Origin of the sequence: Pseudomonas sp. NFACC51 (assembly GCF_900103575.1) — a bacterium.
In the GTDB taxonomy this organism is placed as follows: domain Bacteria; phylum Pseudomonadota; class Gammaproteobacteria; order Pseudomonadales; family Pseudomonadaceae; genus Aquipseudomonas; species Aquipseudomonas fluorescens_Q.
Map to the genome: position 1 here is coordinate 45,397 of NZ_FMXH01000014.1, position 15,031 is coordinate 60,427.

General features: G+C 58.9%; 17 protein-coding genes. 6 read left to right on the forward strand and 11 right to left on the reverse strand.

Translation table 11 applies throughout. The features are described from left to right. Positions 1-14 precede the first annotated feature (14 nt). The 11 genes from BLT00_RS23785 to BLT00_RS23835 form a co-directional block, all read right to left on the reverse strand. Entirely contained in the window at positions 15-1,001 is a 987-nt protein-coding gene (locus BLT00_RS23785; RefSeq protein WP_063324891.1) for a type II secretion system F family protein, read from the reverse strand. After that, a complete protein-coding gene (locus BLT00_RS23790; RefSeq protein ID WP_092150160.1) occupies positions 998-2,440 on the reverse strand; it encodes a TadA family conjugal transfer-associated ATPase in 1,443 nt (480 codons plus the stop codon). Before BLT00_RS23790 ends, BLT00_RS23785 begins: the two co-directional genes overlap by 4 nt. Before the next feature lie 3 nt (positions 2,441-2,443). Then, positions 2,444-3,664 (reverse strand): AAA family ATPase, encoded by a 1,221-nt coding sequence (locus BLT00_RS23795; RefSeq protein WP_092150163.1) that lies wholly within the window; start codon positions 3,662-3,664, stop codon positions 2,444-2,446. Then, entirely contained in the window at positions 3,658-4,152 is a 495-nt protein-coding gene (locus tag BLT00_RS23800) for a TadE/TadG family type IV pilus assembly protein (protein ID WP_063324888.1), read from the reverse strand. The genes BLT00_RS23795 and BLT00_RS23800 overlap by 7 nt, the downstream gene beginning before the upstream one ends. Continuing rightward, positions 4,152-4,631, reverse strand: coding sequence for a TadE/TadG family type IV pilus assembly protein (locus tag BLT00_RS23805; protein WP_063324887.1), 480 nt, complete (start codon positions 4,629-4,631; stop codon positions 4,152-4,154). Before BLT00_RS23805 ends, BLT00_RS23800 begins: the two co-directional genes overlap by 1 nt. Positions 4,632-4,639: 8 nt before the next feature. Next, complete coding sequence (locus BLT00_RS23810) at positions 4,640-5,956, reverse strand: TadE/TadG family type IV pilus assembly protein (RefSeq protein ID WP_063324886.1); 1,317 nt, start codon at positions 5,954-5,956, stop codon at positions 4,640-4,642. Positions 5,957-6,026: 70 nt separating this feature from the next. After that, the gene (gene cpaB / locus BLT00_RS23815; RefSeq protein ID WP_092150166.1) at positions 6,027-6,839 is read right to left on the reverse strand and encodes a Flp pilus assembly protein CpaB; all 813 of its coding nucleotides are present in this window, start codon (positions 6,837-6,839) and stop codon (positions 6,027-6,029) included. A 15-nt stretch (positions 6,840-6,854) separates the two neighbouring features. Continuing rightward, the gene (locus BLT00_RS23820; RefSeq protein ID WP_092150169.1) at positions 6,855-8,183 is read right to left on the reverse strand and encodes a P-loop NTPase family protein; all 1,329 of its coding nucleotides are present in this window, start codon (positions 8,181-8,183) and stop codon (positions 6,855-6,857) included. A gap of 2 nt (positions 8,184-8,185) precedes the next feature. Beyond that, entirely contained in the window at positions 8,186-8,716 is a 531-nt protein-coding gene (locus BLT00_RS23825) for an A24 family peptidase (RefSeq protein ID WP_092150172.1), read from the reverse strand. Positions 8,717-8,742: 26 nt separating this feature from the next. Next, positions 8,743-8,937, reverse strand: a complete 195-nt coding sequence (locus BLT00_RS23830) for a Flp family type IVb pilin (protein WP_063324882.1) — start codon at positions 8,935-8,937, stop codon at positions 8,743-8,745. Between the two features lie 158 nt (positions 8,938-9,095). Further along, positions 9,096-9,290, reverse strand: a complete 195-nt coding sequence (locus tag BLT00_RS23835) for a Flp family type IVb pilin (protein ID WP_008070254.1) — start codon at positions 9,288-9,290, stop codon at positions 9,096-9,098. Positions 9,291-9,601: 311 nt separating this feature from the next. Here BLT00_RS23835 and BLT00_RS23840 point away from each other — a divergent pair, with 311 nt between their 5' ends. From BLT00_RS23840 to BLT00_RS23865, 6 genes are all read left to right on the forward strand, one after another. After that, the gene (locus BLT00_RS23840) at positions 9,602-10,471 is read left to right on the forward strand and encodes a response regulator transcription factor (protein WP_092150175.1); all 870 of its coding nucleotides are present in this window, start codon (positions 9,602-9,604) and stop codon (positions 10,469-10,471) included. Between the two features lie 323 nt (positions 10,472-10,794). Further along, on the forward strand, positions 10,795-11,823 hold the full coding sequence (locus BLT00_RS23845) for an alcohol dehydrogenase catalytic domain-containing protein (protein WP_092150178.1): 1,029 nt from the start codon (positions 10,795-10,797) through the stop codon (positions 11,821-11,823). A gap of 29 nt (positions 11,824-11,852) precedes the next feature. Next, positions 11,853-12,527 (forward strand): dihydrofolate reductase family protein, encoded by a 675-nt coding sequence (locus BLT00_RS23850; protein ID WP_063324879.1) that lies wholly within the window; start codon positions 11,853-11,855, stop codon positions 12,525-12,527. Beyond that, complete coding sequence (locus BLT00_RS23855; RefSeq protein WP_092150181.1) at positions 12,527-13,177, forward strand: HAD family hydrolase; 651 nt, start codon at positions 12,527-12,529, stop codon at positions 13,175-13,177. The genes BLT00_RS23850 and BLT00_RS23855 overlap by 1 nt, the downstream gene beginning before the upstream one ends. A 7-nt stretch (positions 13,178-13,184) precedes the next feature. Further along, positions 13,185-13,787, forward strand: a complete 603-nt coding sequence (locus BLT00_RS23860; protein WP_092150184.1) for a DUF1349 domain-containing protein — start codon at positions 13,185-13,187, stop codon at positions 13,785-13,787. A gap of 74 nt (positions 13,788-13,861) precedes the next feature. Then, a complete protein-coding gene (locus BLT00_RS23865; RefSeq protein WP_256572789.1) occupies positions 13,862-15,001 on the forward strand; it encodes an MFS transporter in 1,140 nt (379 codons plus the stop codon). The last annotated feature ends 30 nt before the right edge of the window (positions 15,002-15,031 follow it).

Here is a 15,031-nt window from a genome sequence, read left to right on the forward strand (position 1 = left end):
TGGCGCAACAGCGCTTAAACCTGGATCCGGATGATCTTCTTTATCCAGAAAATCCCGATCAACATGGCGCAGAATGCGCCGATGATCAGCTTGTGCCCTATGGGGTCATTGATCAGCACCGGCATGTAGCTGGGGCTGGTGAGCACGATGGCGATCGCCAGCACGAACGGGATCGCCACCAGCACCCAGGCCGACATGCGCCCTTCGGCCGACAACGTCTTGATCTTGCGCTGGAACCGGAAACGCCCGCGAATCAGGCGGCTCAAGCGCTCCAGCACTTCGGTCAGGTTGCCGCCGGTCTCGCGGTGGATGAGAATCGAAGTCACCAGCATCATCACCGTCATGCTCGGCATCCGCTCCAGCAGGCCGAGCATGGCCCGGCGCACGTCGTTGCCGTAGTTGATATCGGAAAAGGTCATACCGAATTCCTGGGCGACCGGCCCTTTGTGCTCCTCGGCGACCAGACGCAGGGTTTCGTTGAACGGATGCCCGGCGCGCAAGGCCCGGCACATGGCGTCCAGCGCATCCGGCAAACCTTCCTCGAACGCGGCGAAACGCTTGTTGCGGTCACGCAGGATTTTCAACACCGGCACCCAGGTCAACGCAAATGCCGCCAGCAGCGCCAGCCACCAGACGGGCGAGACCATCAGTACCAAGGCACCGGCCGCCGCCCCCAGGACCAGACCCAGCAGCATGACCCGATAGGCCCGGTATTCATGACCGGACTGCTCGATCAGTTGGGTCAGGTTGGCCATGAATGGCAGCTGTTCCAGGCGGGCTTCCAAGGGTGACAGGCGCGTCAGGTATTTCTGCCGCAACACGGTCTGCATGTTGGGCAAGTGGTTGGCCTTCTCCAGCACATGCAAGCGCCCGCGAATGCGCTTGCGCATCTTGCCGGCTTCACCGAACACCGGCACCACCACACCCTGGGACAGCAGGAATACGGCGATGAACACCATGCCGAGGAAAATCAGAATGAACTCACTGGGGATATTGCTCATGACGTCCGGCTCTCCATCCACTCAGGGCGAAACAGGGTCAGTGGCAGTTCGATGCCGCGCTTGGCCAGCACATCGCGGAACGCCGGGATCATGCCACTGGGCCGATACTCCCCAAGCACCTCGCCGTGCTCACCGATGCCCTGGCGCACGAAGGAGAAAATTTCGGTCATGGTGATGATCTCTCCTTCCATCCCATTGATCTCTTGCATGCTCACCACGCGTCGCTTGCCGTCTTCTTGACGCTCCAGTTGGATCACCACATCGATGGCCGAGGCAATTTGTTGACGCATGGCCTTGATCGGAAACGTCGCCCCGGTCATCGACACCATGTTCTCGATTCGACCTAATGCGTCCCGTGCGGTGTTGGCGTGAATGGTGGTCAGCGAACCGTCGTGGCCGGTGTTCATCGCCGTGAGCATGTCCATCGCCTCGGCGCCACGCACCTCGCCGATGACAATGCGGTCCGGACGCATCCGCAAGCTATTGCGCACCAATTCCCGCTGGCTCACCTCGCCACGTCCCTCGATGTTCGACGGCCGGGTTTCCAGGCGTACCACGTGAGGTTGCTGCAGTTGCAACTCGGCCGAATCCTCGATGGTGACGATGCGTTCGTTGTGGGGGATGAAACTCGACAGCACGTTGAGCATGGTGGTCTTGCCGCTGCCGGTCCCGCCGGAGATCAGCACATTCAGGCGCCCGCGAACAATGGCCTTGAGCAGCAAGGCAATGGCCGGGGTCATGGTGCCGACCTGGATCAGGCTGTCGGTGTTGAGCAGGTCCACGGCGAAGCGCCGGATCGACATGCTTGGACCGTCGATGGCCAGCGGTGGAATGATCGCGTTGACCCGCGAACCGTCCTTGAGCCGGGCGTCCACCAACGGCGAGGACTCGTCGATACGTCGCCCCAGGCTGGAAACGATGCGGTCGATGATGTTCAGCAGATGCTGGTCGTCGCGAAAACGCACGTCGGTGCGTTGCAGCTTGCCGAAGCGCTCGACGTAGACCGAGGCAAACCCGTTGACCAGGATGTCGGACACGCTATGGTCGGCCAACAGCGGTTCCAGCGGCCCGAGACCGAGCACTTCATCGGTGATCTGCTTGATGATCAGTTGCCGGCTGACGGTACTCACCGGCGCCGAATGTTCCTCGAGCAGACGCTGGCAAATTTCGCGTATCTGCCGCGCGGCCTCGGCTTGCTCAAGGGTATCGAGCAACGACAGGTCCATGACCTTGAGCAGTTGCTGGTAGATCTTTTCCCGCCATTCGGCCTCCACCGGGGTCACCTGGCTGCGGGTTTCATACAGCACGTCGGGGATGGCCTGTTCCCAGGCCATCAAGGCGTCCGTCGGGTCCGGCAAGCCGTCCTCGGGCTGGGTGCCCGCTGAGGCGCCGGATTTGGAAGGTTGTTTGCGCAAGCGGTTACGAAAGTCGCTGATCATGGGTCATCCCCCGAAAAAACGGTTGAAGGCACGTTTAAGCAAGCCCTTGTCCGTGGACATCTGGTGACCGACCAGGTCTTCGGTCAAATCGCGCAGGGCGGCGGTGATGGCCGCCTTCGGCGCATGCAGCCCCAACGGCACGCCAGTGTTCTGACTCTGGCTGACCAGGTTGAAGTCATTGGGCAATTTCGACAGGTTCGTGCAACGCAGGGCCTCGCCGATGTCCTTGAGGCTGACGGCGGCGTTTTTGTCATAGCGATTGATCACGATCTGCAACTGATCCCCGCGCACGCCCAGGTCTTCACGCAGGATCCGCACCAGGGCGCTGGCATCGCGCAGGTGGCTGACGCTCTGTTGCACCACCACGTACACCCGGTCCACCTGCTCCAGCACCGAGCCGGTGAGGTGGTCGATCTGCCGCGGCAGGTCCACCACCACCCAGTCATAGCTGGTACGGGCCAGTTGCAACAGGGCATCGAGCTGTTCGGGTTGGGCGTCCTGGGGCAGGCACAACTCGCCGGCCCGGCCACCGAGCACATGCAGGGTCGGGCTGAAGTGGCTGCAAAAACCCCGCAGCGCGACGCTGTCCATGTCATCGATCTGCTGCAGCACTTCCAGATGGCTGTGGGACTGCGCTACGTCCAGGTAATGGGTCACGCTGCCAAATTGCAGGTCCATGTCCAGCAACAGCGTATTGCCGGCCCGGGTGCTGAGTTGTTGGGCCAGGTTGCACGCCACCAGGGTTCCGCCGGAACCGCCCTTGGCGCTGATCACCGCGATCAGCTTCCCTTCATTGCCGTTGCCGAGGCGGACTTCCGTCACCAGGCGATTCAGGGCCGCCACCAACTCTGTATCGGCGATGGGTTCGGGCAGCACGTCCCGGGCGCCGGCCTGCATCGCCAGGCGCATGCCCTCCTGCTCACCCAAGGGACCACACACCAGCATCGGCGGACGTTCATGGGCCGGACGTTGCAGCAAGGCTGACAATTCTTCGCGCCACAGGTGGCTGACGCGTAGCAGCAACAGGTCGGGCATGCGGTCCAGGCCGTAGAGCGGGTCGACATGCCCGTTGCTGACCAGGCGCGTGCTCACCTCAAGGCCAGGCATACGCTGGCAGACGCATTGCAGGTCACGCAGGGCCGTGGCATCGCGGCTGCTGATCAGTATCCGCAGCCCGGCTCTGCCAGTCGCGGTCGAAAGCGGAGTTTCCCTGGTATTCAGCATGGTGTGATCTCCCCGGAATCGGAATGACGCCCAAGGCTTTCGCGTGGCAAGGTTGCCCTGAACGCGGGCAAGGTAATGGGCACGCCTAAGCCGGGAATGAACAGGTTGAAAACGAAGTTCTCCACGCTCAAGCGAACGTAGCGAATGGCACGGAAACCGTTGGCGCCGGAGGTGTCGGCTGGGTTCGCCACGACGGCTCCGTTGACATCCAGGTAGGTCAGCGCCAGGTTCGTGGTCGCCAGGCTGGTGATCAGTTGACTGGTGCCGGCGTCCGTCGCGGCGTTGAAGATGGCCCGACGCAACACCACCGGGTCGCTGATATTGCACACCGCCGCCAGCCGGACTCCACGGCGCGCCGCTTCATCCAGCGCGTTGACCGTGAAGTACAACCGGCCCATTTCCACCACGCCGAACAGCAGGATGAACACCAGCAAGCCCACGAACGAGAACTCCACGATGTAAGTGCCGCGCATGTGTTTGTGATTCATCACAGCGCCCTCATCACGGTGGTTGCGACCAACTGGATCCCCAGCGGAATGGCATTGCCGAAAAATCCTGGAATCGAACCGGTGCAGTTCCCCGCACCAATCACCGGACAGAAGGGGTAGGTAATGGTGACGCGCACATGATCGATGCCCTCGGCGGCGACCTGAACGTGAGCCGTGGTCAACCCTGACACCACGGCGGTGCCGGTAGCACTGGGCACGCCATACACCGCGACGTTTTTTGTCTGGGTCAGCAACGTGTTGTTCAGCGTGATGCCGCCCAGGGTGGTATTCCACGCCTGGCTGGCGACGAAACGGTCGGCATCGCGACTGGCCTGCAATAGCACGTTGTATTGGTAGAGCATGCGGCCGAACTCGCCGAAGGCCAGCAGCAGCAACAGCAGCAACGGCAGCACCAGGGTGAACTCCACCAGCGCTACGCCTTGCTGGGCTTGTGCGGGTTTGAAATGAGAAAGTCCCATGACGCCTCCTACGAGTCGGTGCTCGGCGTGCCGCTGCCGTTGAGATAGGTTTTGTAGAGCTGGATGATCTGCGGACCGGAATCGGTGGAGGGCGTAGGACCGGGCACGTTGTCGCCTTCGCACTCCTGGACGAACTGGCCGAAGATAATGGACTCCGAACCACCGCCGTCCACCGGCTGCACGACGAAATAGCAGCCGAACCCCAAGACTGGAATCGACGTCGAGCCGCTCAGCTTCCCGGCGCAATCACCGATCACGATTTTCAACATCCGGCGCTCGAAAACCCCGTTGCTTTCACAACCGCTGCCGCCCCCCGCCACACAGGCGGCGACCTGGGCCCGCCAGTCGTTGTAGTCCTGTATCGCCTCGCCGCCCGCCGAAAGATCGCCGTTGCTCGAATTGATGGATTGGCCTTTGTATTGCGCCTGGGAGAGCGCATCGTTGTAGGTGATCGCCGGGGTGCCTGAGGACGTGACCAGGTCCGGCGGGTAGTCCGAAGAACTGACGGGGCCGTTGTAGATACCGAAGCGCGTATTCAAGCCTTGGGAAGTAGGACCGGCTTTATTACCGGGCGCAGTCTGGACGTTGTCGCCGACACTGCGGCAAACCGAGCCACCACCGGCCAGATCCTCGCGGACTGCGCTGCCGCCTGAGCCGAAATCCAGCAATTGGAAGTTGCCCGGGCCGATGGGTGATGTGTTCCCCGCCGCCGTTTTCAAGACTTCCAGATCGCCAAACTGATACCCCCAGAAGTTGCCGGCGGCCGGGTCGTATTGAGTGGGATCGCCACAGACCATCAACGGCGCCAGATCACACGGAGAGGTGGGGCTGGGCCCCGCGGTGGCAATCGCCGCCACGCGCTTGTTGCCCAAGCCGGCGCTGCCCATCGTTTGCACGAAGCTCCAGAAAAAACCGTTCAATTGATAACTGGCCACCGACACCCGTACGTATTTGGCATCGGTAGGCCCTGGATAGGAGAACGGGCCGTAGACGCTGCTGGACAGTTCCACCACGGCAAACGCCCCCGGGTTGCCAGCAACGGCGGTTGCCAGTTCGGTGTTGCCGGCGGCGTTGGCGTTTCTGTTGAGCGTGTCCAGGGCCGCCGCGCGAGTGGTGCTGGCCATGTTGATGCTGCCACTCACCTGGCTCAGGGTCTTGGCCCCGCCCAGGGCGGCGGCATCCACCGCATTTTGCAGACGCGTCTTGTTCAGCAGCATGTGCCCGCCATCCAGGGCCAACGCCGCCATCATGGAAATCGCTACCAACGCGATCACCATCAGTACACTCACCGCCCCTCCCTGGCGCCGGATATTGGCATTCATCATCGAGCCCTCATACAACGTTTGAGGATCGGCATCGCCACGGTCCACAAGGGCCTGGCATGGAGGGTGTTACTCAGCGGACATTGATCACACTGCTTTCAGTTCCGCGGATCAGCGTGATCGCCCCGCCTTGCGGCTTGGCACTGCGCTGTACCACAGGTTTTGGCAGTGGAGCGGCCATCGCCATGACTGGCGCCGGGGCTGGCGGTGCAACGGCCACGGCCTTTTTCTCCAGGTTCAACGGGTTGCGCAAGGCCAATTGCAACTTGCCCTCGGTCTGCGCAGTGACCAGCAATTCCGCTTCGGTGGCCGACATTTCCAACGTCACAGCACGCACCACTACGGGTTGGGTCTTGTCCGTGCCTGCGGTCTGGTCCACGGCCAGTACCCGCAGGTTTTCCAGGAGGGTCCGGGACGTCGCACTGTTGCTGCCGGCACTGGTGGTCTTGGTCGCCAAGACATCGACCCGGTTGCCCGGCAGGAGGAAGCCACCCACGCCGACCACATCATCCACCCTTACCGAAATGGCGCGTTTGTCCGGTGCGATCAGCGAAGCCAGGGTGCTGCCACCCAGGTGCTCACTCAACCGCGCGCCCCGCACGATGTCGCCACGCAGAATGTCGAAGGTGGCAATCTTGCCTACGGCCTGCTCGCTGGAATCGAAGGCGTCGTCCGGGATCGTGTCCATGGGCATGCGCACGGTGGTGACCTGCTGGGCCTCGACCATTTGCCCGAAGGGGATTTCCACCGTGGCGACCACCACGCTTCGCAAGTGGTCATCGGGGGTCGCATTGAGTCGTGCGCTCAGCCAGGAGTCGGCCATCCATGCGGCACCAAGGCCCATTACCAGGGAAACGCCTATCAGGGGAAGCGTACGAGAGCTCATGTCGGTATCTCCAGATCAAAGGAAGTCGAGCTGAACGAAATAGTTGTGCCAGGCCCATTCCAACTCTTGCGGTGACAGGGGCCCGGAACCGCCCAGGTAGCGCTGGCGGTCAAGCGCCATGTTCAACAGGTCACGGGGATGGCAAGGCACCAGCGGCATGCCTTCGCCTGCGTAAAGCCGCTGCAGGACATAGCGCACCAACAGGGGGTCATACGGGATGCCCAGGCGTTCGCATTCCTGGCGCCAGATCTGTTCGTACTCCTCGGGCTTGAGGTAGCCGAACTGCACCTTGTAGCCAATGCGCCGCAGGAAGGCCTCGTCGGCCAATTCGAGGGGATTGAGGTTGGTGGAAAACACCAGCACCAGGTCGAATGGCAGCTCGCAATGCCGGCCGCCGCCCAGGTTGATGAAGTCGCGCTTCTCCTCCATGGGCACGATCCAGCGATTGAGCAACTCGGCTGGGGCCATGCGCTGGCGGCCCATGTCATCGATGATGAACAGGCCGTTGCTGGCCTTGAGCTGCAAAGCCGCCTGGTATTGCCGGGTGAACGGGTCGTAGCGCACGTCCAGCTGTTCCATGTTCAGCTCGCCGCCGGTAATGACGATCGGGCGTTTGCAGCACAGCAGCCGGCGGTCGATGCCTTCGTTGAGCATCAGGTTGTTCGATTGGCCGTGGTCATCCAGGCGCTGGTGCACCTGCGGGTCGTAGATCTCGATGACCGACTCGTTGATGACGATGGCATGGGGCACCCAGATCGCCTCGGCGAACAGCCGGATCAATCGGCTGCTGACATAGGTTTTGCCCGTGCCCGCCGGACCGTAGATCATGATCGCCCGCCCGGAATTCAGGGCGACGCCCAACTGGTCGAGCATGCCTTGGCTCAGCACCAGGCCGGCCAAGGCCTGGTGCATGTCCTTGGCGGTGATGCGGCCATGGTGAATGGTCTGGATCTTGATCAGCGAGCGATAGGTGCTGACCGGGAACGGGGCCGCGCCGATGTAGCCGCTACGGGCCAGGGCGTCACGCGCCGAACTGCGACCGCGTTCGGTCAGGCCATAGCGCAGCGTCTGTACACCCGTTTGCCCCAGCTGGCCCAGCACTTCGACACGACCGTCCTTGCGCAGGAACGCCAGGACCTCTTCCAGCACCGCGCCGGTCAGGGCCAGGCGCTCCACCAGCCGCGACATGTCCAGCACACCGGCGTCGTGCAGATGCTTGCACACCAGCTCACCCAGGAAACTGTCGCTCAGGCCGGTGTCGCGAATGGTGCAAGGTTGTGGCGCCAGGCGTTGGACCGCTTCCCGTTCGCTGGGGTAGGCATCGCTATCGTTGATGACGTGCATGACTAGACTCCCCAGCCGCCGGCAACCAGTTGCCAGTAAACGCTGTTCAAAGTACCGATCAGGATCGCAATCGAATAAGGAAAGGGTTTACCGGCCACTTCATCGGAAGTCGGCGCCAGATAGGCCTGGGCTCGCACCATCAACCAATAGCGCCCCAGGGTCTGGAGCAGTTGGCCACGGGCCAGGACGATCAGGAAACCGCACACACCGCCGGCGATCAGGCTGAACAGCGCCGCCCACAGTGCGTAATGAAAAGGCAGGAAGCTGCCGACCATGGTCATCAGCTTGACGTCACCGGCGGCCATGCCACCCACCGCGTACATGGGCAGGAACAACCCGAAACAGATCAGCATGCCCAATAGGCTGTCGCCCAGGCCGCCGAGCCCAGCGGTATAAACCTGGCCGGCCACCCCCAGGGCAAGGCCCAACAGGACCAGCGTGTTGGGGATGCGGTGGCGAAGCAGATCGCTCACCACCGCCACACCCAGCAGTCCCAGCAGCAGCACCGTCGACACCAGCAATTCCATGGACATGATGCGTCTCCCTAGTGTGATTATCGTTAGCAGGCGACGTTGCCATTGGCGGCTTGGCACAACGCACGGATCTTGGTGTCCACTGCGCCGCCCAGAAGGACGAATGCCGCTGCCACCAACACCGTGATCAAGCCACCCGCCACCGCGTATTCAACAATGGTCAGGCCGTCTTCATCTTTGGCGAACTTGCTGATCGAAGTTCTTATTGTCTGGAAAGTCATTTCATGAACCTCACGCGCGTTAAGAAGTTATGCTACGAACTTGGTTGGAGGGGACAGCGCGAAGTCCATTTGATTGATTCGTTGTACTCACTGCAAAAGAGTCGCAAGCGTTATTCCCTTGAAAGTAACCGTGCCCCCTTCACCGCAAGTTGCCGCTGTCAGCAAGCAACGTTGCCGTTGACCGCCTGGCACAGCGCACGGATCTTGGTATTCACGGCACCGCCCAGAAGAACAAACGCAGCGGCCACCAAGACGGTGATCAACCCACCGGCCACGGCGTATTCCACAATGGTCAGGCCATCTTCATCTTTGGCGAACTTCAGTACCGAAGCCTTGATTGTTTGAAGAGTCATTTCGCACACCTCATCGGGGTTGTTTTTCAAGGGCAGTACATTGCGAACTGCCTGATGCAACCCTAGTCAGCAGGTGGTCATAGCCGTTAGGAGGATTTTGCACTTCGCTAGGATTTTTTTGCGGCAGGTGGGAAAGGGCCTGCTGGGTCGGAAAATCCATCCGTACCGCAGCGCAGACGGGCGCTCGCGAGCGTCTCGTGGCGGGACGGCGCTAAAAGATCGGTTTTTTATAAAAATTTATTCGGCGAAGTGATAGCACTGTGACAATACTGCTAGCTAAAGGGCAGGAAGAACCTCTGGGTAGTCGTCCTATGACGCCAAGTCTGACTGAAAAACCAAAGCTGTTATGGTTCGATCTGACTCACGATCGGTCCACCAAGGAACTCGTCTCCCAATTCCAGGACACGTGCGACTGCACGCTGGCAAAAAACGCCATGCTGCCCAGCGCGGAACAGGTCGACATGATCTGCATCCATTTCGACCGCCCGGACACGCCGGGCCTGCGACGCCTGTTGGAGATCAAACGAACCGTACCTGGCACGCCCATCACCATGTTCACCGTGCAGCACTCCGAAGAGTTGGCGGTGTGGGCCATGCGCTCCAGCGTCTGGGAATACATGGTGCTGCCCTTGTCCGCCGCCGAGAAAAAGCGCTACCTCACGGCCGTGGTGCAACTGTGCGAGTTGCGTCGCAATACCAATGGCCGAGGAAAGACCTCGCAGATCGACCACTCCCCGACCCTGCCGGACAGCATTCGCCTGACCGCCGGGCACCAGAAGCACCAGGCCCTCAGCCACATCATGCTGTACATCGACCAGCATTTTCGCGACAGCATCGATCAGCGCGACCTGGCCAAGCGTTGCGGCATGACGACGTTTCGTTTCAGCCGGGTGTTCAAGGAAGCCAATGGCCTCGGTTTCACTGACTACGTACTGAACAAACGCATGAGCTTCGCCAAGGAACTGCTCGATAACAGCCAGATGCCCATCACCAGCATCGGCTACGAGGCCGGCTTCAAGGACCCGTCCTACTTCGCTCGCGCCTTCAAGCAATATGCCAGTTGCACGCCCAGTGAATACCGTCTTGCATACCAGATGCGCAACGCACATCCGACACCGGAGCCACCGGATGAGGCCGCCCTGGAAGCGATTGAAAACCTGGTGCATAGCCTTGAAGGGTAAAAGGTTTTTTACCGTTATTGATTAATTGCACATCGCAAGTTGTGTCCAAATAATAATATTCACCCCCCTGCCAACTTAGAAAATACCATGCGTGGCCTGTCTTTACGGCGCCTGGCGGGCTAAGCTGAAACAACATGAATCATCGTGTCGTTATCGGTAATTCTTTTTCGACTGAAACCAACTCTGTCAGCCTTGCATAATGCCAGCCGTTTCCAAATGGATGAACCGTGCTGCACGTCCGTAGGCCGCTCCAGATACAGCAGAGCGGGTTCTCTAGTTGGCATGCTTCATCCAAAAAAATCGAATAGAGCGCTGATGGGTATATGAAAGCAATCAGTTTAGCGAGCACACGAACGTTGAGCTTGGTGAGTCACGAAGTGTCCGAAACGCTACCCGCCGATGGTATAGAAATAGACATTGTACTCTCCGGCATTTGCGGAACAGACCTGGCGGTATTGTCCGGGCGTGAAGAGGGACAGGTGGGCATCGTCCGTGGTCACGAAGCGGTCGGCGTCGTTGTCAATGTAGGGGCAGGCGTCAAACGCACGCGTAAAGGGATGCGTGTGGTGATAGACCCCAACGAATACTGCGGTAACTGCGAACATTGCAACGCCGCGAGAACCCATCTATGCAATGGCGGTTCAAATGCGGGCCTGGACATCGCCGGCGTCAACAAGCACGGTACATTTGCGGAGCGATTCATAACACGCGAGCGCTTTGTACACTGCATCCCAGACGACATGAGTTGGGAAACAGCCGTCTTGGTTGAACCCGTAGCCTGTATTTTGAACAACATTGAACAAGCCTCCATCAAAGCGGGGGAACGTGTGCTGCTTCTAGGATCGGGCCCCATGAGCCTGGTCGCACAACTACTTTTGCGCGCGATGGGCGTCCATACATGTGCTACCGATTTGAATACCTTTCGAATCGAATTCGGACACTCCCTGGGTTTGAACATCGTGCGCCCTGAGGAACTTGAGTGCCTTGGGCAAAACCAGGAAAAATACGATGTTGTCATCGATACCGTGGGTAATCAGCTCGAGACAGCCGCCAGCCGGGTTGCCCGAGGTGGCAGGATTGTCCTGTTCGGATTCAACGGGAATTATGAATATTCACTCCCTGCAAAACACTTCCTGGTCAATGCCATCAGTATCATTGCCGCAGGCGAGTACAACCAGCACTTCCCCCGGGCGCTGCGCATTGCCCACAGGCTTCCTGAACTTGGAAAGCTAGTCACCCACCGTTATCCCCTTGAAGCTTATTCAACAGCATTTGACAGTTTGTTGAATGATCCTTGCGCACCCACGATAAAAAGCGTCTTCACCCCCAATCCCAAGCACTTGTCACGCTAAAGCTAACCAGCCCTTCAAGTAGACCCCTTATGAAAGTTACTGTATTCAGCCAGATTTCCATCGATGGCAAACTGACGCTCGGCAATGAAGCCTCCAGCAAACCGCTGTTTCAGCATTTCGACGATGAAGACATGCGCTTCATTCATAAATTCCGCGGTGAAGTCGATGCCATCATGGTCGGTCGCAATACGATTATCACCGACGATCCTCAATTGACCAATCGCTATGAGTCCGGTCGTAATCCTGTGCGTATCATTCCTACGACATCGCTCAACTTCCCAGCTTCTGCGAAAATCTTCAGTTCTCCCGAACACACTATCATCGCAACGACAGAAGAAGCACGTGACCACAAGATGGTCGAGCACATCCGCGCGCATGGTAAAGAGGTTCTTTTTGCAGGAACCGCACGAGTCGACTTCAAACAGCTCTTCCCGATGCTTGAAGCTCGCGGAATAAATCACATCATGGTTGAAGGGGGTGGCCACCTGAACTGGCAGGTATTCAATCTTGATCTAGTCGACGAAATCATGCTCATGCAATTGCCTATCATCATTGGCGGCTCAGACACTACCACGCTAATAGATGGCGAAGGATTCCAAGACATTGAAATGACCAAAGCCTTCAAGCTGCATGAGTTTGAAGCACGCTCACACTATAACTTCCTGCACTTCAAGCGTGACCCTCAACAGCGGCGTGCGCATTGATGCTGGCTTTCCAGGGGTTCATTTTCGATATGGACGGTGTGCTGGTGGACAGTGAGCCGGTCTATATGAAACAGGAAAGACATTCCTATGCACGCCATGGCGTGGTGCTTGATGAGGCAGAACTGTCTCGTTTTGTAGGCACCACGCAGCGTCATATGTGGAACGCCATCAAAACCGAATACGGGCTTGCAGAAGATCTGGACTGCCTCATGGCGGAGCATCACCGGCAGTTGATGGAAGTATTGAGTTCCGCCCCCCTGCCTCCCATGCCAGGCGTGACAGAACTTCTCGGCGCATTACAGAGAGCGGGAATACCTTGTGCAGTCGCCTCTTCTTCACCGCGAGCACTCGTTGAGCTGATTTTACGTAACGCTGGGCTGCAGCTTTTTTTCAGTGAGATCGTGTGTGGCGATGACGTTACGCACAGCAAGCCAGATCCCGAGATCTTTCTCATGGCCGCCAAACGCCTGGGTCTCCCACCGTCATCCTGTGTGGTGATTGAAGACTCCGCTCATGGTGTGGCGGCAGCAAAAGCCGCCAGCATGTTTTGCGCGGGTTTGCTCAACCCCAATTCAGGGCAGCAGGACCTGAGCGCGGCGGACTTACGTGTTCACCACCACTGGGAAATAAACCACTGGTTTTTCGGGTAATAAAAGCATGAAAAAACTGAGTATTTCAGACTGGACCTGGATTAACGTCCCCGAGCGATCGTCCATCAACGATCAGGAAATCATTATCCACACCACACCCGACACCGATTTCTGGCGAGGCACCTATTACGGCCTGGAGTATGACAATGCTCCGGCCATTGTGGTGGCCAGCGAGGAACAATACTGGACATTGAAGGCCAAGGTATCCTTTGCCTCAAGTACCTACTTTGACCAATGCGGCCTGTTTATCTACCAAGATAAAAACCACTGGATGAAAAGCGGCATCGAATACCAGAACAATGGTTTCCAGCAGCTGTTCTCTGTCGTGACCAACAATGGTTTTTCAGACTGGTCCATGGCTGATTTCGATCGCGTCACCCAGACCATGTATTACCGCCTGAGCCGAAGAGGCAGCGACTTCCTTCTGGAAAACTCGGTTGACGGGGCACAGTTCTGCATGATGCGTATGTTCCACCTGTTCCATGCAGAAGAACTCGTCCGGTTCGGGTTCTTTGCCAGTAGCCCGGGCGATTCATCTTTCGCGGCACACTTTTCAGAGATTGAATGGACTGAATGCTGTTGGAAAGCGCACGGCGCCCCACGTTTCTAATTTCAAGAGTTTTATACCTGATGCTGTCTGCGCCCAATCCCCATCGACACGCGCTTTACGCTTGTTATGCAGCCATGCTGTGCCTGGCCATGGCACTCAACTTCCTGCCGGTGTACCTGACGACGTTCAGTGATGCCTTTGGCCCCTCGTCAGGGCTGACCACGGAGCAACTGGGACGGATTCCGGCGGTCATGTTCCTCAGCTTTATAGTGGCCATTCTGGTCACCGGGCCATTGGCAGACCGAGGGGACGCCAGGCGGATCATTCTCTTTGGGCTGATGACCACTTCAGCAGGTCTGGCCCTTGTGGCTTTTGCCCCTTCCTATACCTTCCTGCTCTTCGCGGTTGCCATCATGGGTTTCGGTGCGGGTGTGCTGGATATGATCCTCAGCCCTATTGTCGCAGCCCTGCAACCCGAGCGTCGAAGCGCCGCCATGAACTGGCTGCATTCGTATTTCTGCATTGGCGCGGTAAGTGCCGTGCTGATCGCAAGCATCGCGCTGAGATGGGACATTTCCTGGCGCATGGTCGCCTTGGGCTTGATCATTGCCCCGCTTGCAACCTTTCTATTGTTCCTGCGATTGCCCCTGCCACCGCTGATACAGGAGCACGTGCAACGCGAATCCATGCCCGCGCTTATCAGACAACCCTATTTCATCGCCTGCATGATCGCCATCTTTCTAGGAGGAGCTACGGAAACGGGACTGTCTCAATGGCTGCCCGCCTTCGCTGAACAAGGATTGGGCTACTCGAAAGAAGTGGGGGGGTTTGCGCTCGCCGGTTTTTCAGTGGGCATGGCCCTCGGGCGCATGGCTGCCGCTCTGCTGCAAGAACGGATACCCGCCGTTTCACTGATGCTAGGCTGCTGCGCCGTGACCGTCGTCCTGTTTTTCGTGATCAGCTTCACCCCCAGCCCCGCATTGGCGTTAACCGCTGCCATTGCCGCAGGGTTCTCAGGCAGTTGCCTATGGCCCACGATGCTCGCCATTACCGCAGATGCCTACCCTCAAGGTGGAGCAACCATGTTCTCTGTACTGACAGCCTCGGGTAATGCCGGATGCAGTCTGATTCCATGGCTTGTGGGAATTATTTCAGCGCATTCGGATTTGCACATCGGTTTACTGGCGGTCACCCTCTGCCCCGCCGCCATGATGCTATTACTCGTGTGGATGTCTCGCTGGCCACAGAAGCATCCCCACCCGTGCCAGAGCTAGCCCGGACGCCCATGGCCGGGGAGCGACCTC